The sequence below is a fragment of the Bacillus sp. PK6-026 genome (assembly GCF_054161455.1).
On record NZ_CP096418.1, the window covers coordinates 350,674 to 371,014 of the forward strand.

Consider the following 20,341-nt stretch of genomic DNA (forward strand, 5'->3'; position numbering starts at 1 on the left):
TCTTTTTGAATACATTGTACAAGTTATCCGCGGAAGGAGGACGAGATATGATAAACATCTTCCTGAGTTATGTGTTTTTGGGCTTGTCTTTGGCTGCACCTGTCGGCCCTGTGAATGCGGCGCAGATCGACAGGGGGATGAAAGGTGGCTTCTTTCATGCCTGGCTGTTTGGTCTTGGCGCTGTGACGGCGGATGTCTTATATATGGCTTTGATCTATTTTGGAGTCGCTCAATTTTTGACAGCGCCATTTTTAAAAACATTTTTATGGCTGTTTGGTTTTTTTGTTTTGACCTATACGGGGATCGAGAGCCTGGTCAAGGCGAAGGAAGTATCACTGATGAGAGGTGCGGGAGAGAAAGGTTCATACCGCAAATCCTTCTTTTCGGGGCTGGTGATCTCCCTTTCAAACCCGCTGAGCATCATGTTCTGGCTCGGCATTTACGGAAGCATTTTGGCGAAAACGGTAGAGACGTACGAATCATACCAGCTGCTAATATGCAGTTCAGGCATTTTAATCGGACTTTTTTTGTGGGACTTGGCCATGTCTTTTCTTGCGGGGACATTCAGAACATTTTTAAGCCCGCGAATGATCCAGGCAACGACTTGGCTCGCGGGCATCAGTCTAATTGTTTTCGGATGTTACTTCGGCTATCAGGGGATGCTCGAACTGCTGAAGGCGGGAGGCTGATTATGCCTGCCCGTTTTTCTGTTCCTGATGGGCCCACCTTTTTTTCATCAGCATTGTCACAACAGCAATAACGGCAAGAAACAGAAGGCTCACAAAAAAGCCGGGTCTGCTGTTTTTTTCAAATAACGTACCTGAAACGGCAAATAAAATCAGGACAAGCGCTGTGATAATCTGGACATTCCCTTTCATTTTTGGCTTTGTGAGCTTTTTGCTGGAAAGCAGGATAAACATCCAGTTATAGAGCAGCATTAAGCTGGCGGCCGTTGTCATATGTTCATAAAGCTGCTTCGGCAAAAGCAGTGACAGAACGATGGAAGCAGCGAGAACGAGCACCGTCAGGCCGAGTGCCGGCCACGATACTTTCGCCTTTTCTTTTTTCGCAAAGCAGGCCGGTGCATCTCCATTTTTCGCCATTGTTCCCATCAGTGTGGTGACAGCGAACAGGGAAGCAGTCAGCGTTGAAAAACCGGCGATAATGAAAATGCCATTGAAAATATCCATGATCAAATCGAGATGAAAGTCTTTTAATGACGTAATAAACGGGCTGTTCTGTTCGGTAAATGCCCCGTGGGGGACTAGGAGCATGGCCAGCCCGATCGATGCGACGTAAATCACAGCAAGGGTTATGAGCATCAGGCTCCCTGATTTTGATGAATCTTTCGGGTCTTTTAAGTGAATCGCCATCAGACCCATGACTTCTATTCCTCCATAGGCGTAAAATGTGTAAATCAACCCCGTCCATAATCCCATAAAGCCGAAAGGGAACAACTCGTGAACCCGGTCAGGGAACTGCGCGTCAGGCGTTTTTCCTGGCAACAGCCCGCACAATGCCAAGACAGCGATGATGATAAACATTAAAATGGCCGCCGTTTTCAACACGGCCAGTATGTTTTCCGTTTTTTCAAAACTGCTGCGCCCTGTGAAAATGACGATCAGCCCGAGAACCGCATAAATGGAGGCGAACACCCACAGCGGAACCTGGTTAAACCAATGGCGTGTAAACAGGGAGATCGCCGTCAACTGACTCCCGATAATCAGCATTTCCGATGACCAGTAGACCCAGCCATTGCTAAACCCCGCCCAATTGCCGAAGGCCTCCCTGGCATAAGAACAAAAAGACCCTTCAACAGGATGATCCGCCGTTAATTTCGCCAGCTGCTGAAAGACGAGAAAAGTGCCAAGGGCAGCAAGAAGAAAGGCGGCTAATACGGAAAAGCCGCTTTTCTTAATCGCGATGCTTGAACCGAGAAAAAACCCCGTTCCAATTGTGCAGCCGACTCCGATCATGGAGAGCTGCCACCATTTTAAATCTCCTTTTTTCGCTTGTCGTTTCATCGTTTCAACCCCTCTAAATCTTCTTGTTATTTTGCCAGGGGGCGCCTTTTTTATTCACGAAGAAAAGAGGGAGGAAAGGCTCTCTGCGCACCTCAATATTCACTTTGAAATAAAACATATGCTATAGTTAAAGACATAATCATTACGGTTCATTCAGTCAAAAGGAGGAATGACGGATGACTTTACAAGAAAAAATCATGCAGGAACTGAATGTAAAGCCTTCTATCGAACCGAAACAGGAAATTGAAAAAAGGGTCGGTTTTTTAAAAAGCTATTTGAAAAAAACGGGTGCCAAAGGTTTTGTTTTAGGCATCAGCGGAGGACAGGACTCCACATTGGCGGGCAGGCTTGCCCAGCTGGCTGTTGAAGAATTGAGAGAAGAAGGCGTTCAGGCGGAATTTATTGCGGTCCGCTTGCCTTACGGCGTTCAGCAGGATGAAGATGACGCCCAGCTGGCACTCAAATTTATCCAGCCTGACAAGTCTTTTGCTTTTGACATTGCTTCAACTGTAGGCTCATTTGCTGATCAATATCAGTCAGTCACTGGAGAGGCGCTTGCCGATTTTCACAAAGGCAATGTAAAAGCAAGAGTCCGGATGATTGCCCAATATGCGATCGGGGGTCAAAATCAGCTGCTGGTGATCGGAACAGACCATGCTGCAGAAGCTGTTACCGGATTCTTCACAAAATACGGAGACGGAGGGGCAGACCTTTTGCCGCTAACAGGATTGACAAAGCGCCAGGGCAGAAGCCTGCTGGAAGAACTGGGAGCGCCGGAGCGGCTTTATACGAAGTCTCCGACCGCCGATTTGCTTGATGAAAAACCTCAGCAATCCGATGAAACAGAGCTCGGCCTGACGTATGATAACATCGACGACTACCTTGAAGGAAAAGCCGTCTCCAGCGAGGTGGCCGAGGCGATCGAAAAACGCTATAAGGCATCCGAGCACAAACGCCAAGTCCCTGCTTCAATGTTTGACGACTGGTGGAAATAGCAAAAAAGAGGCTGACTTCAGCCTCTTTTTTTATTAACAGGCACCCTATATCATTCAAGCTGGATTTGTCATATAATTAAGATATTTGATTCCTTTATGCAAGGAGGAGTAGAAGCTGGAAATGAATGCCGCAATGAGAGATAAGAATATCGTGCTGATCGGGTTTATGGGCGTCGGGAAAACAACCATTGGTCAGCTTCTGTCAAAGAAATTAGACCGCGACTTTATCGATATCGACCAGCAGATTGAAAATGACTTTCAAATGACTATTCCGGAGATGTTTAAACAAAAAGGGGAAGCGTTTTTCAGACAGACTGAAAAAGAATATATTTTTCAGATGTGCGAACATACAATGGGCAGCATCGTATCTTTAGGGGGAGGCGCTTTCCAACAGGAGGACATCAGAAAGAAGTGTCTCGAACACTGCTTTGTCATCTTTCTTGATTTAACATGGGAGAGTTGGAAGCAGCGGATAGATCTCTTGATTGAGAACAGGCCGGTTCTTCATAACCGCTCAATCGAAGAAATGAAACAGCTGTTTAATGAGAGAAAGAGCATGTATGCATTCCACAACTTGAAAGTCGAAACAGATCACCGGTCTGCCGAGGAAACGGCCGACTACATTGTGGAGATGCTGGGGCTTAGCTGATCTTAAACAAACGTTTAATTAAGCTGTTTCTATCGCTGTGTCAATATATTGAGCCAATGATTTGTCTGATCATAGGCTCTTTCGGTCTTGTTTGACCGTTTGGCGTCCCGCCGCCATAAAAACGGGCAGGCCGAAGATACACGGCAGCCACTTCTCTGGATAAGATCTTTTCTGGCTCTGCGACCGCAAAAAAGTCGCTTAATGCCTGAGCAGACACTATAATTTAAATAATAGAAACGATAAACTGGCGGTGCACTTATTATGAAACAGCGAATTCAAGAAGAACTGAAAAACATTGAAGCGACATACGGTGTTAAAATCCTCTATGCGGTTGAATCGGGCAGCAGAGCCTGGGGCTTTCCCTCACAGGACAGTGATTACGATGTCAGATTTATTTATGTCCATCAAAAAGACTGGTATCTGTCAATTGATGCAAAGCGCGATGTGATTGAACTGCCGATTGACGATTCTCTCGATATCAGCGGTTGGGAGCTGACAAAAGCGTTAAGATTGTTTAGGAAATCAAACCCTCCGCTTCTCGAATGGCTTTCCTCGGGAACGGTTTATTATGAAGCCAATTCGCTGGCGGAAAACATGAGGCAGCTGAAAAGCCGCGCCTTTTCTCCAGTCTCCTGCATGTACCATTATCTCAATATGGCATCAGGGAATTTTCGCCACTATCTGCAGCGGGAAGAAGTGAAAATCAAAAAGTATTTTTATGTGCTCCGCCCAATTCTGGCTTGTCAGTGGATTGAAAGCCGCCGGACGGTTCCTCCGATTGAATTTCAGGTTTTGCTTAACGAACTTACGGAAGATGGACCGCTGAAAACGGAAATCCAACAGCTGCTTGAGAGGAAAAAGAAAGGGGAGGAGTTCAATCTTGAACCTCAAAACCCTATCCTCCACGCATTTATTGATCGTGAATTGGAGCGGCTTCAGACGGTTGCCAAAGCATATAAAACAGATCATGAAGATCTGACGCAGGAGCTTGACCGGCTGTTTAGAGAAACGCTAGACGAGGTGTGGGCATAACATAGTATTCCCTTTAAGTATTCTTAAAGGGTTTTTTCTTTGCATTCATAGGGAAATGGTTGAGTATAACAGAAAGCGTTTTCAAATAAAGCGGCGCGGAACGGCAGAAAGGGCATTCGCAAAAACGGGTTCGCCGAAAACGCATCCTGTTCTTTACCGAAGTTTCTTCCTGATTCTATTGTCGTATACCATCCAAGTTTTAGGAAGAAAGTTTCTGAAAAAATCCCAGCAGATGTAAAACATTGTGGAAAAACCACAAAAATCGTCAGCTTTTTTGTTTTTTCGAAATATTGTGAATCGACCCTTTGCTCTTATAAAATTAAGAATATAAAGAAATATTTCATGAGATGGCGGGGTGTGATAATGGAAGTGATAACAAGAGACTTTTTCCTATTCTTATCTAAAAGCAGCATCCTGAATCGCCTGGCGAGAAATTGGGGGAGTTCCGTCGCGACCGGAAAAATTATCGGAGGAAAAGATTTTGAAGCTTCAATTCCGATTATTAAGGGGCTGAACGAACAAGGATTGACTGTCACAGTTGATCATTTGGGCGAATTTGTAGACAGCAGGGAAGTCGCAAGGGAACGCACGCAGGAATGCATTCGGGCCATTCAGCTGATTGCTCAGGAACAGCTTAATTCACATGTTTCATTAAAGATGACGTCACTGGGGCTCGATATTGACCTTGACCTTGTCAGGGATAATATGACCAGCATTCTGGAATGTGCCGAACAGCACAAAGTGATGGTCACAATCGATATGGAAGATGAAGTACGCTGCCAAAAGACGCTTGACCTCTTTAAGGAGTTCAGGCAGAAATACGAGTATGTCAGCACGGTCCTGCAGGCTTACTTGTACCGGACCGAACAGGATTTGGAGGAGCTTAATCCGTATAATCCGTTTTTCCGTCTTGTGAAGGGAGCTTATAAAGAATCGCCACAAGTGGCGTTTCCTGACAAAAAAGATGTGGATGAGAATTACAAAAAGCTCATTAAAAAGCAGCTGCTGAGCGGCCATTACACAGCCATCGCAACTCATGACGACAAGATGATTGATTACACTAAAGAAATTGCGAAAGAGCATCAAATTGGCAAAGACCGCTTCGAATTTCAAATGCTGTACGGGATGCGCAGCAAAACTCAGCTGGAACTGGTGAAGGAAGGCTACAATATGCGTGTGTATCTTCCTTACGGAGACGACTGGTACGGATACTTTATGAGACGGCTTGCCGAACGGCCTGCCAACATCGCTTTTGCGTTTAAAGGCATGACGAAGAAATAAAACGATAAAAAGGGGAGATTAGCATGACAACACCTTACAAACACGAACCATTTACAAATTTCGGGATCGAAGAAAACCGGAAGGCATTCGAAAAAGCTCTGGAAACGGTAAATAACGAATGGCTGGGTCAGTCCTATCCTCTTGTTATCGATGGAGAAAGGTATGAAACGGAAGACAAGATCGTATCGATCAATCCTGCAAACAAAGAAGAAGTTGTAGGCACGGTATCCAAGGCTACTCAGGATCATGCGGAAAAGGCCATTCAGGCGGCTGCGAAAGCGTTTGAAACTTGGAGATACACAGATCCTGAAGAAAGAGCGGCTGTTTTATTCCGCGCGGCTGCCAATGTGCGCCGCAAAAAGCATGAGTTTTCTGCGCTTCTAGTCAAAGAAGCAGGTAAACCTTGGAATGAAGCGGATGCGGATACGGCAGAAGCGATCGATTTTATGGAATACTATGCGCGGCAAATGATTGAGCTTGCGAAAGGAAAGCCGGTTAACAGCCGTGAAGGCGAACGAAATCAATATGTGTACACACCGACTGGTGTAACGGTTGTTATTCCGCCTTGGAACTTCCTCTTCGCGATCATGGCCGGAACGACGGTTGCGCCGATCGTGACAGGAAACACGGTTGTTCTGAAGCCCGCAAGCGCAGCGCCTGTCATTGCTGCCAAGTTCGTTGAAGTGCTTGAAGAAAGCGGACTTCCAAAAGGAGTAGTTAACTTCGTCCCTGGAAGCGGAGCTGAAGTCGGGGATTACCTGGTGGATCATCCGAAAACAAGCATCATTACGTTTACAGGTTCAAGGGAAGTCGGAACGCGCATTTTTGAGCGCGCAGCGAAGGTTCAGCCTGGTCAGACACACTTAAAACAAGTGATTGCTGAAATGGGCGGAAAAGATACGGTCGTCGTTGATGAGGATTGTGACATTGAATTGGCTGCACAATCAATTTTCACATCTGCCTTCGGCTTTGCAGGCCAAAAATGTTCAGCAGGTTCACGGGCTGTCGTGCATGAAAAGGTATATGACGAAGTATTGAAGCGCGTAATCGAAATTACGGAGTCCAAGAAAGTCGGAGAGCCTGACAGCGCGGACGTTTATATGGGACCTGTCATCGACCAGGCATCGTATAATAAAATCATGGACTATATCGAAATCGGAAAAGAAGAAGGCCGCTTAGTCAGCGGAGGAAAAGGCGATGATTCAAAAGGCTACTTCATCGATCCGACGATCTTTGCCGATCTGGATCCGAAAGCCCGGTTAATGCAGGAAGAAATTTTCGGACCTGTTGTTGCTTTCTCAAAAGTCAGCAGCTTTGATGAGGCGCTGGAAGTTGCCAACAACACCGAATACGGCCTGACAGGCGCGGTCATTACTAAAAACCGCGACCATATCAACAGAGCAAAACAAGAATTCCATGTCGGAAATCTGTATTTCAACCGCAACTGTACAGGGGCGATCGTCGGCTACCATCCGTTTGGCGGTTTCAAAATGTCGGGAACCGATTCTAAAGCGGGCGGACCTGATTATCTTGCGCTTCATATGCAGGCGAAAACGATCAGCGAAACGTTTTAAGGTGTAAGAAAAGGGATTAAACAGGGGACGAAGGCAGCCTTTCATAGGCTGCCTTCAAAAAAAGAGAAATTAGTCTAAAAATTTAGATAAACGGCATCTTGGGGGGAGATTCTTATTCAGAACGCACAATTGATCATTTCCATCGTAATTTACATGGTAGGGATGCTTTATATTGGGTATTACGCTTACAAACGGACAGCAAATCTCTCAGACTATATGCTTGGCGGACGGACGCTCGGGCCTGCTGTCACGGCGCTCAGCGCCGGCGCATCAGACATGAGCGGCTGGCTTTTGATGGGGCTGCCGGGCGCCATGTTTGCAACAGGCCTGAGCGGTTCATGGATTGTCATCGGCCTAGTGCTCGGCGCATGGGCAAACTGGATTTTTGTGGCGCCGCGCTTAAGGTCATACACCGAGGTAGCAGGCAATTCGATTACCATCCCTGCATTTTTAGAAAACCGCTTTCATGACAAATCAAAGATCCTGCGGATATTTTCCGGAGTCGTTATTATTACCTTTTTTACGTTTTATGTATCATCAGGAATGGTTTCCGGCGGCGTTTTATTTAACAGCATGTTTCATTTGGAATATCATACAGGGCTGTGGATCATTTCGGGTGTCGTCGTGGCCTACACGCTTTTCGGCGGGTTTTTGGCCGTCAGCTGGACGGACTTTGTCCAGGGTATCATTATGGTTGTCGCGTTAGTTCTTGTTCCGGTTGTTACGTTCATTCAGACGGGGGGACCGATAGAAGCCTTCAGCGAAATCCAGTCGATCGATCCTAACCTCCTCAATATTTTTAAAGGAACGAGTGTCCTCGGCATCATCTCCTTGTTTGCATGGGGCCTCGGCTACTTTGGACAGCCTCACATTATCGTGCGCTTTATGGCGATATCCTCTGTCAAGGAAACGAAGAAAGCGCGCCGGATCGGCATGGGTTGGATGATCTTTTCAAGTGCGGGCGCACTGCTGACCGGATTGCTCGGTATTGCGTATTACTCGAAGAACGGGCTTCACTTGGATGATCCGGAAACGATCTTCATTCAATTGGGGAACATTCTGTTTCACCCTCTGATCACAGGCTTTTTAATCTCGGCGATTTTAGCAGCGGTTATGAGTACAATTTCCTCCCAGCTGCTAGTTACATCAAGTTCTCTAACTGAAGATTTATACAAAACGCTATTTAAACGCTCTGCATCTGACAAAGAACTCGTCTTTTTCGGACGGCTTTCGGTTTTGGCGGTTTCCATTGTCGGACTCTGTCTCGCCTGGACAAAAAACAATACGATTCTCGGTCTTGTCAGCTATGCTTGGGCGGGTTTCGGCGCGTCGTTCGGCCCAGTGATCATCTTAAGTTTGTTTTGGAAGAGGATGACAAAATGGGGGGCGCTTGCCGGAATGGTTGCCGGAGCAGTTACCGTCATCATTTGGGCGGAAGCCGGACTTTCCGATGTTCTTTATGAAATGATTCCGGGCTTTGCCGCCAGCTTGCTGTTTGTGTTTGTCGTCAGTCTATTGACATCAAAACCGGAGCAGCAGGTGCTTGATGAATTCGAGCAATACAAACAAACACTGTAACGATGATGGAGATGGGAAACCATTCTCCGTCTCTCTTTTTATAGGCCTTCTCCCCCCTTCTAACAGGGGATTGATCCCATTTTTTTAAAAGTCGCATATAAGTCTATACAAGAGTGTAAAGGAGAAGTATGATTAAGTTAAAAACGAGTAGGAGAAAGGATATGGAAGAGCTATTAGAACAAGTTGTTTCTCTTTCAAACATTAATGAGATCATTGACTTTATCAGCGGCGAGCTGAAAAAGCCGGTCATACTGGAAAGCGCAGATTTTTTCTTATTAGCTTATAACTCCTATTATATTAACCATTTTGATGCAGCAAACCAGCAAACGATTTTCTCCAAAAAATGTCCGCTGCCGATCTTTGAAAAGTTCGTCGAAGAAGGCATTATTGATCAATTGAAAACGATTCCGACTCCTTTTAGGGTAAAACAGATTGAAGAAATCGGGTTAAACCAGCGGGTTGTCGTCAGCGCCAAGTATAAAGACGAAATTATGGGCTATATCTGGGTGCAGGAGATTGAAGACGACCTGTCTGATGAAGAGCTTGATTTCTTATACAAAGCATCCTTTCATGTCGGGAAGATCATTTATAAGAAAAAACGCCTCAAACAAGAAAAAGAAGAACAGGCGGAAGAGCTTTACAAAAAGGCAATTAACGATCAGTTTCAAACGGAAAAAGAGCTGAAAGCCGCCGCCGATAAGGCGAGCGTTGTCCTGCCGGCCGTGTTTACCGTCATGGTGCTTCAAGTCGTTGACGGGGAGGATGAACTGCTCGAGGATCTGAAGGAAACGATCCGGTCTTATTTAAACCTGAAAGATAATATCAGTCACGTATTGGAGGATCATTCGAATATCGCCATCATTGTCGGCAGTGTGTCGCGCAAGCGTTCCGCGCTGGCTGCGGCCTCAGAACTGATCAACCGTCTGTTGACCCATTTGCGCTCGCAAATGCTGCCTCTTATTTTAATCGGGGTCGGCAATGAGTACAGCAGCCCGCTGTCCCTTGGCAGAAGCTACAGAGAGGCGCTCCAAGTGACGAAAGCAGCTGAAATCACGGGAAGCCAGGAACACATTCCCTATGAATACCAAAAGCTCGGGCTTTTCAGGTATCTTGACCAAATCGCCGCAAAAAACGATCATCTGCAATATGTAAACCCGGACCTTCAGCTGCTGAAAGAAAAAGATAAAGAAAGCCACACCGAATTTTTGAGAACGCTTGAAATTTATCTCGTCAACAACTGCAAGGTCAAGCCATCCGCAGAACAGCTGTTTATCCACCAAAACACGCTCAACTACCGTATCAAACAAATATTAGAAATGACATCGATCGATCTCAATGATTTTAATACTAGATGTCAATTGTTTATCGATTTAATGCTGATGAAGAAAGCAGGCTACAAATCGTAAACAGAAAAAGAAAAGCCGGTGCATGAAGTGCCGGCTTTTAATATGTCCGATAAACGTAAGGATCTTTTGGCTCTTTTATAGGAGACCAATCCTTCACCTTCATCACAGGAATCGTAGATTTGAAAGGCTGATAGTATTCGGAAGACAGCGTTCCTTTTACATGGAGCCACTGATCGTCTTTAATATTCGTATGTTCAGGGAATTCGACCAGCATACCGTAGACTCCCGAGTCGGCGATGCAATGAATGATTCCGAAGCGGAGAACAAACAGCTGTTTATCATTGATCGCTTCCCCTTTAAAGGCAAAACCGTCGAATTCGATCGTTCGGTCAAGGAATTCTCCCGGATATTGATAGATCGTTTCCATGCCCTTCAAAAAATCATCGTCTTTTAATGAAATATGCTGTTTTCCTTTATAATTTTTCAGCGCTTTATTCATCAATTCATCGTACCCTTCCTCGCCGTAGTAGATGCTTGTATCAGGGCGCAGGTACTGGGTTTGGGCATAATGCTCCGGCTGTTCGATCGCTTTGAACGAGAAGCCCTTCGACTTGACGATATTGGAATCAAGCGTCGCTGCCGGCAGAAAAAGTCCGGTGCATAAAGGGAAGATGAACACGAAATAAATGAACATCCTTTTCAGAAAAGGCTTATCTTTTTCATGATCGTGATCATGGCCGCATCCGAAGTCGCGGTCACATCCTTTTTCGTCCGACCCTTTCATATAAATGTAGAATTGCACCGCTGTCAAAATGGCCAGAAGAAAAATAGCGATGTATGAAAGGTAAGCATATTTCATATTAATATATTTTGTCAGATTGCCGGATGCATGAAGATGAAAAAAGAAAAACGTAAACAACATTAAAATGAATGTGCGAAACATGTTCTCACCCCTTTACCAACAGTGATCCGGCTAAGACAATAACGGCGATGTAGGCGATTAAGACAAACACAAAGCGTTTTTTAAAGATGCCGAGCATCATCAGCAGATTTTTGATGTCCACCATCGCTCCGAATACAAGAAAGGCGATAAGTGAGCCGAGTGAAAACGTGCTGCTGAAAGAAGAAGCAATAAAAGCGTCGACCTCTGAACAAAGGGACAGCACAAATGACAGCCCCATCATAACAAGGGAGGAAGATACATCATTCTGCCCGATCGCCAAAAGGGTAGATGTTTTAATATACGTCTGCATTGCCGCTGCGACAAATGCGCCGATGATCAAATATTTTCCGACTGAGAAAAACTCGTCAACTGCATGGCGGAGCGTCCCGCCGAGCTTTTGCAGGAAAGACTGGTTCACATGGGCATGGTGGTGATGGCCGCGTGTCCCGTTCTCGATCAGCTGATTCCCTTTAAATTGATAAGAGATGATCAGCCCGGCAATGAGAGACACCGCAATCGCCAACCCGCCGCGATAGAACACAACATCCCATTTGTTCCCGAAAGCGATGAATGTCGAGAATAACACAATCGGATTGATGATCGGGGCCGTCAGCATGAAGGCGACCGCTGCGTGAAGCGGTACGCCCTTTAAAAGCAGCCTGCGGGCAATCGGAACGATGCCGCACTCGCAAGCCGGAAACAATACCCCGGCAAATGTCCCTGACAAAACGGCGAGAAATCGGTTTTGCGGGATGATTTTCGCCATCATCTCCTCCGTCACAAACATTTGAATCAAACCTGATATAAAAACCCCGATCAAAACGAACGGAATCGCTTCTATTAATATACTGATAAATATTGAGTTCAGCTGCAGAAAGGATTGTGAAGCCACAAAAAAACCTCCGCGCAAATGCATATTTTTAGTTTCAATCTAGCATTATAACATAAATTGAAAAAGCGGTTTTGTGCGGCGGGGTCAGATAATGGGAGGAGCAGAAGTGACAGAATCAATACATATAAAATCCATACACAGCCTTGAAGGGGAATGTTATGATAAGAATATTCAAAAAATGAAAAGAAGAGGGGAAAGACAAGATGCAGCAGCCTTATGATATGCCGCTAGAACAGCTTTATCAGTATAAACCGGAACGGACGGCACCGGCTGATTTTGAAGAGTTCTGGAAGGGTTCATTGGAGGAATTGTCAAATATAAAAGCGGAGCCTGAGCTTGAACCGCATGAATATCCGGCTGACGGGGTAAAAGTCTACTGGCTTACATACAGAAGCACCGGGGGAGCGCGAATCAAAGGCTGGTATGCAGTACCCGACCGCCAAGGGCCGCATCCTGCGATCGTCAAATATCACGGCTATAACGCCAGCTATGACGGAGACATTCATGATATTGTCAATTGGGCTCTTCACGGCTATGCGGCATTCGGTATGCTGGTTCGCGGGCAGAGCAGCAGTGAAGATACAGAGACCTCTCAACACGGACATGTACCCGGCTGGATGACAAAAGGAATCCTCGATCCGAAAACATATTACTACAGAGGGGTCTATTTAGATGCCGTACGAGCAGTCGAAGTGGTCAGCGGTTTTGCTGAAGTCGATGAAAAGCGGATCGGAGTGATCGGGGCAAGCCAAGGAGGCGGGCTGGCTGTCGCGGTTTCGGCGCTGTCCGATATTCCAAAAGCAGCCGTGTCCGAATACCCTTATTTAAGCAATTTTCAACGAGCGATCGATATAGCGATCGACCAGCCTTATCTCGAAATCAACTCCTTTTTCAGAAGAAACACCAGCCCGGATATTGAACAGGCGGCTATGCGGACCCTGTCTTATTTTGATATCATGAACCTTGCCCAAGCGGTCAAAGCGCCCGTTCACATGTCGATCGGACTGGTTGACACCATCACACCGCCATCCACCGTCTTTGCGGCTTACAATCACTTGAAAACGGATAAAGAAATAAAAGTGTACCGCTATTTTGGACACGAATACATCCCGCCGTTCCAAACCGAAAAGCTGGCGTTTTTGAGAAAGCACCTGAAATGAATAAAAGCGAACACCCGGTGAAGCCGGGTTTTTTTATGTCTTGATTTAAGAATATATCGTATTATAAGATATAATTAGAGAGGGTGATGAAAATGAATACAGAGAAAATCATAGAAATGATGAATCAGGACTGGACGGATATTTACTACCATCTGCACACAAAGCATGATGATCATTTGTCTCACCACGCGGTTCGAATGCTTCAGCATATCGAAAAAAACCGCTTGGTGACCATTGGCCATTTAGCAAAATTATTGGATGTCTCTCATAATACGGCATCAGAACATGTGAAAAGACTGATACAAAAAGGACTTGTACAGAAAAACCGGGACAGCAGCGATGAACGCAAAGTCTACGTCACGTTAACGCCTGAAGGTGAAGAAGCAGTGAAACGGCATACGAGACTTCATCCGAAAAAACTGCAAAAGGTGCTGGAGCAATTAAATGAGGAAGAAGTCGAAATCATTAAAACAGCATTTTCCTTGTTGAGCCGGGAGGCAAAATCATGTTTTTAATAGTGAAAATCGGGGTTTCTGCAATATTGATCGCCATTATAACCGAAATTGCACGAAAATCGCCTGAAATGGGTGGAATGATTGCGGCATTGCCTCTTGTCAGTCTGCTGAGTTTATTTTGGCTTAGTGTACAAGGGGAATCTTTAAAGCATTTAAGCCAATTCGCGAAAGGCGTGCTATGGGGGTTTCCCGCCACGGCGGTTCTCCTTTTGATCGTGGTTTTGAGTTTAAAAGCATCATTTCCGGTTGTCATTTCTGTTGTGTTTGGAGTATGCGGATGGGGCGGGTGTTTAATGCTGCAAAAGGCTCTCATCCATGCGATATTCGGGTGAAGGGGAATGGAATAAGATGCCGCTTGTGCTGCCGCACAAGCGGCTGAAACGATCAGGGAGCGGCATACCCCCTGTATGAGACTGTCACGTATAAAGCTTGGAGTAATAAATCATCCTCGCCGGAAAAGGAACGTCTCTGTATGGCCCCTCGGGCGGGATGGATGTCGACAGAAATCGGAAATAATGGTTCCCGAGTATTTTTAAGTTTATCGGATAAGTCTGGACGGTTTCAGGAGCGAGTTCATAGGAGAATGCTTGAGCTTTAGATTGACTGACCATGAACTTTTGATATTCCCCGTTTTCAAAGCAATATAAATAGCCCTTTAAACGATGCGCTTCCTGGTTGACCAAAGAGATATACAGATCTTCTCGGCCGTTTTTTTCAACCGGGTTTCCTGCTTTGTCAGACAAGTAAATCAATCTTGTTTGAGATGGGCTGCCGCTGTTCATTTGACAGTTAACAGGTTCAATGCAAGCAGGATGAGTCGAGAGCCGGTCAGAATGCGGGGCATGTGAAATCAATTCAAAATAGTAGGGTGCTACATCGTCGGCATCCCGATTCCATTTGCAATCGTGCTCAGCCTTTGGGTCGAACATGAAGGACTGGGTGATGATATAAACGATGTGTCTGCCCGCAGGAACATGCTGGAACCTGATTTTGATTTCCTTGGACGAATGAGCGGGAACGATGGATGGAAAGGTTTGCGAGAGCCGGTCATTTCCTTCAAAGAAAACGGATATATGGATGCGGTCTTCGGCATTCGTATGGTTGCAGCAGACGTATGATGCTTGGAAATGGCCTGATGGATCGGTTTGATAGCTTAATTTGTTTCTGTCGATCGTATAAAGGTGATCTGCGTGAAAATAAGTCGATCTGAGGATATGGATAATACCGCCTCCGTTTCACAGTATGGAAAGCCGCCGGAGCACCCGGCAGCTTCTTGCTATTTTTTGATATAAACCTCTGTCCGCTTCTCCAGGAAATCCTGGAGCAAAGCGATCGCCGAGCAAACGGCCCAGTAAATCAAGGCAACTAAAATATACATCGTCATATAGTCGAACTCCCGTCCGCCGACGATTTTTGCCTGTTGAAACAATTCAGGCACGGTGATCATGGCGGCGAGGGAAGACGCTTTAACGAGATCAAGCATTACGTTTGCAAGAGGCGGGAGTGCAATTCTAACCGATTGAGGGACAATCACGTGGCGCATCGTCTGCCAGTAGGAAAAGCCGATCGATTTTGCAGCGTCCCACTGCCCTCTGTCAACGGACGACAGGGCCGAGCGGATAATCTCGGCAATGTATGCGGCGCTGTTCATGCTGAAGCCGATTAAGGCAGCAGTCAAAGCCGTAAATTGGATTCCGATATAAGGAAAACCAAAATAAAGAATAAATAGAATGACAAGGATCGGAACGCCTCTCATAAACGAAATATAGATTCTTGCCGGCCAACGAAGCAAAGAGATCTCCGACATGCGCCCAAGCGCGATGAAAAAACCGAGAATTAAACCGGCAAACATGCTCGCAAATGAAATAAAAAGCGTATTCCATATGCCTTGCATCACATAAGGAAACGATTTCGCAGCCAATTCTGCATTAAAAATATACTCCCATTGAATAGAGCCCAATTGACATCCCTCTATTTATTCATATCGACATCGACAAAGTCGATATCCTGCTTTTTCGAAACGTCGGCACCGCCGAAAAACTTTTTCGAAATCTTTTTAATTGTGCCGTCCTTCAGCATTTCGTCAATCGTTTTGTCGAATTGTTTTTTTAGTTCTGCGTTTCCTTTTTTCATGATCATGCCTTGCTGATGCGGATAGTATTTAAGATCGGGATGAATAGTCAGATCCAGATCAGGCATTGCGGCGAGCGCGAGTTTTTGAAGGTAGTAGTCGTTTAAGATGACATCGGTTCTTCCATTCGCTACATCCTTTAAAAATTGGTCATTTGTTGCGTTGTCGTAAATGACTTCCTCAGCTCCGTATTGGCGCGCGATATCCATGTAAACTGTCGTAGCTGCGCCAGCGGCTTTCTTTCCCTTTAAGTCCTCAAGCGTGTGGATGCCTGATAGATCTTTTTTGCGGACGATAGCCGTTCCGAATGAATATTTATAAGGCGTAGAGAACAAAAACTTTTCTTTGCGGTCGTCGGTCATTGTAATATCGTTGGCAGCAGCGTCCACTTGTCCGCTCCCCACCGCCGTCAGCATGCCGTCAAAGCCCATTTCTTTAAATTCGACATCCAGGTCGAGCCGTTTAGCCGCTTCACAGATGACTTCCACTTCGTAGCCGGTCAGCTTGTCTTTGCCGGAATCAGTGTCATGATATGAAGTAGGATAAAGGGTTCCCGAAGTCGCCACAACGATCTTCCCTTTTTCCTTTATCTCATCCCAGGCTGTTTTTTGATTTTCAGCCGTATTTTGAGTAGTGCTGCATGCAGCTGTTATAAGAGCGAGCGCTAACACCGTTATCAACAATGAAATGCGCTTATACGTATGCAATTTATTCACTTAAAAAATCCTCCTATTCCTTTAGTCAAGTAAACCATAGCACTGAAGTAGGGATTAGGCAATAAGATAATTAGTATTGGGAAAAAATAAAATAATTGATTGTGCAACCTGCTTTACTTTTTAAGGTGAAAGATGGAATCATAAAGATATTGGTAAATTGAAACACAAGGAGGATAAGAAAAGATGAAAAATATTTTAATCATCAACGGACATGAAGCCTATCCCCATGCAAGAGGACAGCTTAATCACACTATTTTTACAGCGATGGCGGACAAGCTGGGTGAAAAATATGAAGTAAAAAAAACAGTGGTGGCAGACGGCTATCAAATCCCGGAGGAGCACGAGAAATTCAAGTGGGCTGATGCTGTTATTTATCAGACGCCTGTTTACTGGTTCAGTGTTCCTGCTTTATTTAAAAAATATATTGATGAAATTTATGAGTACGGGCTTTTTTATCAAGGGTCTGAAGACTACGGCAGAGGCGGGCTGTTTACAGACAAAAAGTATATGTTTTCAACCACATGGAACGCGCCCAAGGATGTATTCTCCAAAGAGGGGACATTCTTCGAAGGTAAAAGTCTTGATGAAGCGCTCTTTCATTTGCACAAAATGCAGGAATTCGTCGGCATGAAGCCTTTAAAAACATTCTCTGTCCATGATGTCATCAGCAATCCGCAAGTAGATCAATATTTAGCTGATTTGGACGCCCATTTAAAAGAAGTATTTTCGATTTAAGTCAAGAGGTTTGTGCTCAGGCGCAAACCTCTTTTTTCGTTATCCTCTAAGAAAACGTGATACAGTTGAGTAAAAGCAAAGCAGGGGGTGCTCGCATGTTTTTAAAAAAGCTGACTTTACTTCGGGAAAAAGTTCCTTCTTATGCAAAATATCCATTTTCAATTCCTGCTATTCAACATTTAAAAGAGCTGACGTTTCAAAAAAACGTAACATTTTTTGTGGGGGAAAACGGATCAGGCAAATCGACGCTGCTTGAAGCAATCGCAGATAAATGCGAATTTAACACGGCTGGCGGGGGAAGAAATAATACATATGAAGTGTACGGTTCCGGTTCGGATTTGGGAGACTATATTAGATTGTCATGGCTTCCTAAAGTAACAAACGGCTTTTTTCTGCGCGCCGAATCTTTTTATCATTTTGCCACTCATATTGATGAAGTAGACATCACCGGTTTTCGAGGCTACGGAGGCAGATCTCTTCACGAGCAATCACACGGTGAATCTTTTTTATCGCTTTTCAAACATCGTTTTAAAGAGAAGGGAATCTATCTTCTCGATGAGCCTGAAGCTGCTTTATCCCCGGCAAGACAGCTGGCATTTTTGAAAATTCTTCATGATTTGACGAAATCAAACCAAGCTCAGTTTATTATCGCCTCTCACTCCCCCATTTTATTAGGGTATCCGGAAGCCGACATCTTCAGTTTTGATGGTGAACGAATCACTGAAGTGAACTATGAGGATACGGATCATTACACCTTAACCAAGTATTTTCTTCAGCACCGGGAAAAGCTTCTGGCGGAGCTGTTTTTAGATGATGTTTGATCTGAAACGCGTTTCATAGGATATGATAAAGTGCATCCGGATCAAAATACGAAACAGGAGTTGAGCCATATGATTCATCAGCAATTACGCCCATTTCCAAACCATTTCCTATGGGGAGCAGCTTCAGCAGCCTATCAGATCGAAGGGGCCTGGAAGGAAGACGGCAAAGGCCTCTCGGTTTGGGATGTGTTCACAAAGATTCCCGGCAAAACGTTTAAAGGAAGCAATGGAGACATTGCGGTCGACCATTACCACCGTTTTAAAGAAGATGTTGCTTTAATGGCCGAGATGGGGTTAAAAGCATACCGTTTTTCAGTCAGCTGGCCGAGGATTTTTCCCCAAGGCAGGGGAGAAGTCAATGAAGCGGGCTTGAGATTTTACGATGACTTGATTAATGAGCTCCTTGCTCATGATATTGAACCCGTTTTGACGCTTTATCATTGGGATCTTCCCCAGGCTTTAATGGATGAATACGGCGGCTTTGAATCCAGAAGGATTATAGAGGATTTCAATACGTATTGCGTTACGCTCTATAAGCGGTATGGGGACAGGGTCAAATATTGGGTGTCCCTTAACGAGCAAAATTACAATTTTAATCATGCCTTTATCACAGCGATGCATCCTCCGGGTGTGAAGGACAGGAAACGCTTCTATGAGGCTAACCATATTGCATTTCTGGCGAATGCAAAGGCAATCGATTCTTTTCGCCGGTATGTTCCCGATGGAAAAATCGGACCGAGTTTTGCTTATTCGCCTGCATATCCGCTCTCCAGCCGTCCGGATGATATCCTCGCTTTCGAAAATGCTGAGGAATTTACAAATTATTGGTGGCTTGATGTGTATTGCCGGGGAACATATCCGGGCATTCCTTTGAAATATCTGAAGGAAAAAGGCTGGGCGCCGACAATTGAGGAGGGGGATATGGAGCTTTTAGCAAAAGGAAAACCTGATTTCGTCGGTGTGAATTATTATCAAACCATCACATATGAAATGAATCCTCTAGACGGAGTAGCGGAGGGAAAGATGAATACGACCGGCCAAAAGGGCAGCAACCAGGAAACAGGTATGCCCGGTTTATACAAAACAAAGAGGAATCCTCATCTTGAGACATCGAATTGGGATTGGGCCATTGACCCGATCGGTCTAAGAATCGGGCTTCGCAGGATTTCCAGCCGCTACGGGCTTCCGCTTTTCATAACGGAAAACGGGCTTGGGGAATTCGATAAGGTTGAAAATGACGGCACAATTCATGATGATTACAGAATTGCCTACTTGCGTGCGCATCTTGAACAGTGCAGACAGGCTTTAAACGACGGAGTCGATTTAATCGGCTACTGCAGCTGGTCTTTTACAGATTTATTGAGCTGGCTGAACGGCTACCAGAAGAGATACGGTTTCGTTTATATTAATCGTGATGAAGAGAATGTAAAGGACTTGAAGAGGATTAAAAAAGACAGCTTTTACTGGTACCAAAATGTCATTCAGACAAACGGGGAAGAGCTTTAGGAGAAGGGCGCCGGTGACACCGGCGCCTTTATTCTTTGATCAGGCCTGTTTAAAATCGAGAATATAGGTGATCTTCGCAGTGCTGCTTTGATCAGGCATAATCGTATAGCATGTCAGCTGATAGACGCCTTGCGGGATGTCGCATGACAATTTCTTGGATAGGACGCTTGCAATTTCGACCCCGCCATGAAGCACGTCGAAAGAAACGGTGACGCGCCTGTTAAAGGAGGGAACCTGTTCCTGGACATTCAAACGAACTTCTACTAATGATGCCGTATTATCGAGAGCTTCAAACGAGACCGCGTGTTCTCCCGCTGTGTAGCCTCTTTTAATATCCTCGTCTGTCCAATCCATAACGGGCGGCTTTCCGCCTTTTTGATAAACGGTAAACTGATGGTATGACATCGTCATTTCTTCTGCTTCCCACTTTTTGATCAAAGAAC

The 20,341-nt window shown here is 45.2% G+C and carries 22 protein-coding genes; 15 read left to right on the plus strand and 7 right to left on the minus strand.

The annotated features are described in order from the left end of the window. Positions 1 to 50 precede the first annotated feature (50 nt). Positions 51 to 689 (plus strand): LysE family translocator, encoded by a 639-nt coding sequence (locus M1D59_RS01885; protein WP_025810792.1) that lies wholly within the window; start codon positions 51 to 53, stop codon positions 687 to 689. On the opposite strand, the gene M1D59_RS01890 is transcribed toward M1D59_RS01885, so the two are convergent. Beyond that, a complete protein-coding gene (locus M1D59_RS01890; RefSeq protein WP_020450076.1) occupies positions 690 to 2,024 on the minus strand; it encodes an amino acid permease in 1,335 nt (444 codons plus the stop codon). Between the two features lie 176 nt (positions 2,025 to 2,200). On the opposite strand from M1D59_RS01890, the gene nadE reads away from it, so the two are divergent. The 7 genes from nadE to M1D59_RS01925 all read left to right on the plus strand — a co-directional run bounded on the left by nadE (position 2,201) and on the right by M1D59_RS01925 (position 10,539). Beyond that, entirely contained in the window at positions 2,201 to 3,019 is an 819-nt protein-coding gene (nadE, locus tag M1D59_RS01895) for an ammonia-dependent NAD(+) synthetase (protein ID WP_020450077.1), read from the plus strand. A 121-nt stretch (positions 3,020 to 3,140) separates the two neighbouring features. Continuing rightward, entirely contained in the window at positions 3,141 to 3,668 is a 528-nt protein-coding gene (locus tag M1D59_RS01900) for a shikimate kinase (RefSeq protein WP_026580499.1), read from the plus strand. A gap of 261 nt (positions 3,669 to 3,929) precedes the next feature. After that, positions 3,930 to 4,700 carry a nucleotidyltransferase domain-containing protein gene (locus M1D59_RS01905; protein ID WP_458117740.1) on the plus strand — a complete coding sequence of 257 codons (771 nt, stop codon included), beginning with the start codon at positions 3,930 to 3,932 and terminating at the stop codon, positions 4,698 to 4,700. A gap of 369 nt (positions 4,701 to 5,069) precedes the next feature. After that, positions 5,070 to 5,981: a proline dehydrogenase family protein gene (locus M1D59_RS01910; RefSeq protein ID WP_173401204.1), complete on the plus strand. Its 912-nt coding sequence runs from the start codon at positions 5,070 to 5,072 to the stop codon at positions 5,979 to 5,981. Positions 5,982 to 6,004: 23 nt separating this feature from the next. Beyond that, the gene (pruA, locus tag M1D59_RS01915; RefSeq protein ID WP_023855681.1) at positions 6,005 to 7,555 is read left to right on the plus strand and encodes an L-glutamate gamma-semialdehyde dehydrogenase; all 1,551 of its coding nucleotides are present in this window, start codon (positions 6,005 to 6,007) and stop codon (positions 7,553 to 7,555) included. Between the two features lie 129 nt (positions 7,556 to 7,684). Further along, complete coding sequence (putP, locus tag M1D59_RS01920; protein ID WP_145608025.1) at positions 7,685 to 9,133, plus strand: sodium/proline symporter PutP; 1,449 nt, start codon at positions 7,685 to 7,687, stop codon at positions 9,131 to 9,133. 161 nt (positions 9,134 to 9,294) lie between these two features. Continuing rightward, positions 9,295 to 10,539, plus strand: a complete 1,245-nt coding sequence (locus M1D59_RS01925) for a PucR family transcriptional regulator (protein WP_023855679.1) — start codon at positions 9,295 to 9,297, stop codon at positions 10,537 to 10,539. 37 nt (positions 10,540 to 10,576) lie between these two features. Here the strand turns inward: M1D59_RS01925 and M1D59_RS01930 are convergent, their stop codons facing one another. Together M1D59_RS01930 and M1D59_RS01935 are read right to left on the minus strand one after the other, a co-directional pair. Then, on the minus strand, positions 10,577 to 11,422 hold the full coding sequence (locus M1D59_RS01930) for a TIGR03943 family putative permease subunit (RefSeq protein WP_026580503.1): 846 nt from the start codon (positions 11,420 to 11,422) through the stop codon (positions 10,577 to 10,579). Between the two features lie 4 nt (positions 11,423 to 11,426). Beyond that, complete coding sequence (locus tag M1D59_RS01935) at positions 11,427 to 12,338, minus strand: permease (protein ID WP_050820827.1); 912 nt, start codon at positions 12,336 to 12,338, stop codon at positions 11,427 to 11,429. 179 nt (positions 12,339 to 12,517) lie between these two features. Between M1D59_RS01935 and M1D59_RS01940 the strand changes: the two genes are divergently transcribed. The 3 genes from M1D59_RS01940 to M1D59_RS01950 all read left to right on the plus strand — a co-directional run bounded on the left by M1D59_RS01940 (position 12,518) and on the right by M1D59_RS01950 (position 14,321). Continuing rightward, on the plus strand, positions 12,518 to 13,474 hold the full coding sequence (locus M1D59_RS01940) for an acetylxylan esterase (RefSeq protein ID WP_458117741.1): 957 nt from the start codon (positions 12,518 to 12,520) through the stop codon (positions 13,472 to 13,474). 86 nt (positions 13,475 to 13,560) lie between these two features. Beyond that, positions 13,561 to 13,989, plus strand: a complete 429-nt coding sequence (locus M1D59_RS01945) for a MarR family winged helix-turn-helix transcriptional regulator (RefSeq protein WP_268509514.1) — start codon at positions 13,561 to 13,563, stop codon at positions 13,987 to 13,989. Next, positions 13,980 to 14,321 (plus strand): DUF3147 family protein, encoded by a 342-nt coding sequence (locus tag M1D59_RS01950; RefSeq protein WP_020450088.1) that lies wholly within the window; start codon positions 13,980 to 13,982, stop codon positions 14,319 to 14,321. The genes M1D59_RS01945 and M1D59_RS01950 overlap by 10 nt, the downstream gene beginning before the upstream one ends. Positions 14,322 to 14,405: 84 nt before the next feature. Here the strand turns inward: M1D59_RS01950 and M1D59_RS01955 are convergent, their stop codons facing one another. After that, entirely contained in the window at positions 14,406 to 14,732 is a 327-nt protein-coding gene (locus M1D59_RS01955; RefSeq protein WP_254122265.1) for a hypothetical protein, read from the minus strand. Between the two features lie 213 nt (positions 14,733 to 14,945). On the opposite strand from M1D59_RS01955, the gene M1D59_RS01960 reads away from it, so the two are divergent. Then, positions 14,946 to 15,107, plus strand: coding sequence for a hypothetical protein (locus tag M1D59_RS01960; protein WP_456283013.1), 162 nt, complete (start codon positions 14,946 to 14,948; stop codon positions 15,105 to 15,107). A 158-nt stretch (positions 15,108 to 15,265) separates the two neighbouring features. On the opposite strand, the gene M1D59_RS01965 is transcribed toward M1D59_RS01960, so the two are convergent. Further along, positions 15,266 to 15,949 carry an amino acid ABC transporter permease gene (locus tag M1D59_RS01965; RefSeq protein ID WP_105979339.1) on the minus strand — a complete coding sequence of 228 codons (684 nt, stop codon included), beginning with the start codon at positions 15,947 to 15,949 and terminating at the stop codon, positions 15,266 to 15,268. Between the two features lie 11 nt (positions 15,950 to 15,960). Continuing rightward, a complete protein-coding gene (locus M1D59_RS01970; protein WP_458117742.1) occupies positions 15,961 to 16,836 on the minus strand; it encodes a transporter substrate-binding domain-containing protein in 876 nt (291 codons plus the stop codon). 183 nt (positions 16,837 to 17,019) lie between these two features. Between M1D59_RS01970 and M1D59_RS01975 the strand changes: the two genes are divergently transcribed. The 3 genes from M1D59_RS01975 (at position 17,020) to M1D59_RS01985 (ending at position 19,898) form a co-directional block, all read left to right on the plus strand. Further along, a complete protein-coding gene (locus M1D59_RS01975) occupies positions 17,020 to 17,571 on the plus strand; it encodes an NAD(P)H-dependent oxidoreductase (protein ID WP_039073173.1) in 552 nt (183 codons plus the stop codon). A gap of 95 nt (positions 17,572 to 17,666) precedes the next feature. Beyond that, the gene (locus M1D59_RS01980; protein ID WP_458117743.1) at positions 17,667 to 18,392 is read left to right on the plus strand and encodes an AAA family ATPase; all 726 of its coding nucleotides are present in this window, start codon (positions 17,667 to 17,669) and stop codon (positions 18,390 to 18,392) included. Positions 18,393 to 18,461: 69 nt separating this feature from the next. Continuing rightward, on the plus strand, positions 18,462 to 19,898 hold the full coding sequence (locus M1D59_RS01985; RefSeq protein ID WP_268460963.1) for a glycoside hydrolase family 1 protein: 1,437 nt from the start codon (positions 18,462 to 18,464) through the stop codon (positions 19,896 to 19,898). 39 nt (positions 19,899 to 19,937) lie between these two features. Here the strand turns inward: M1D59_RS01985 and M1D59_RS01990 are convergent, their stop codons facing one another. Then, the gene (locus M1D59_RS01990; protein WP_023855672.1) at positions 19,938 to 20,336 is read right to left on the minus strand and encodes a competence protein ComJ; all 399 of its coding nucleotides are present in this window, start codon (positions 20,334 to 20,336) and stop codon (positions 19,938 to 19,940) included. Positions 20,337 to 20,341: the final 5 nt, after the last annotated feature.

Bases quoted from the DNA above. Each gene is read 5' to 3' on its own strand.
- M1D59_RS01935 (WP_050820827.1), bottom strand. From the start codon at position 12,338: ATGCATTTGCGCGGAGGTTTTTTTGTGGCTTCACAATCCTTTCTGCAG.
- M1D59_RS01900 (WP_026580499.1), top strand. From the start codon at position 3,141: ATGAATGCCGCAATGAGAGATAAGAATATCGTGCTGATCGGGTTTATG.
- M1D59_RS01905 (WP_458117740.1), top strand. From the start codon at position 3,930: ATGAAACAGCGAATTCAAGAAGAACTGAAAAACATTGAAGCGACATAC.
- M1D59_RS01980 (WP_458117743.1), top strand. From the start codon at position 17,667: ATGTTTTTAAAAAAGCTGACTTTACTTCGGGAAAAAGTTCCTTCTTAT.
- M1D59_RS01975 (WP_039073173.1), top strand. From the start codon at position 17,020: ATGAAAAATATTTTAATCATCAACGGACATGAAGCCTATCCCCATGCA.
- nadE (WP_020450077.1), top strand. From the start codon at position 2,201: ATGACTTTACAAGAAAAAATCATGCAGGAACTGAATGTAAAGCCTTCT.
- M1D59_RS01930 (WP_026580503.1), bottom strand. From the start codon at position 11,422: ATGTTTCGCACATTCATTTTAATGTTGTTTACGTTTTTCTTTTTTCAT.
- M1D59_RS01985 (WP_268460963.1), top strand. From the start codon at position 18,462: ATGATTCATCAGCAATTACGCCCATTTCCAAACCATTTCCTATGGGGA.
- M1D59_RS01890 (WP_020450076.1), bottom strand. From the start codon at position 2,024: ATGAAACGACAAGCGAAAAAAGGAGATTTAAAATGGTGGCAGCTCTCC.
- M1D59_RS01945 (WP_268509514.1), top strand. From the start codon at position 13,561: ATGAAAATGAATACAGAGAAAATCATAGAAATGATGAATCAGGACTGG.
- M1D59_RS01940 (WP_458117741.1), top strand. From the start codon at position 12,518: ATGCAGCAGCCTTATGATATGCCGCTAGAACAGCTTTATCAGTATAAA.
- M1D59_RS01950 (WP_020450088.1), top strand. From the start codon at position 13,980: ATGTTTTTAATAGTGAAAATCGGGGTTTCTGCAATATTGATCGCCATT.
- pruA (WP_023855681.1), top strand. From the start codon at position 6,005: ATGACAACACCTTACAAACACGAACCATTTACAAATTTCGGGATCGAA.
- M1D59_RS01925 (WP_023855679.1), top strand. From the start codon at position 9,295: ATGGAAGAGCTATTAGAACAAGTTGTTTCTCTTTCAAACATTAATGAG.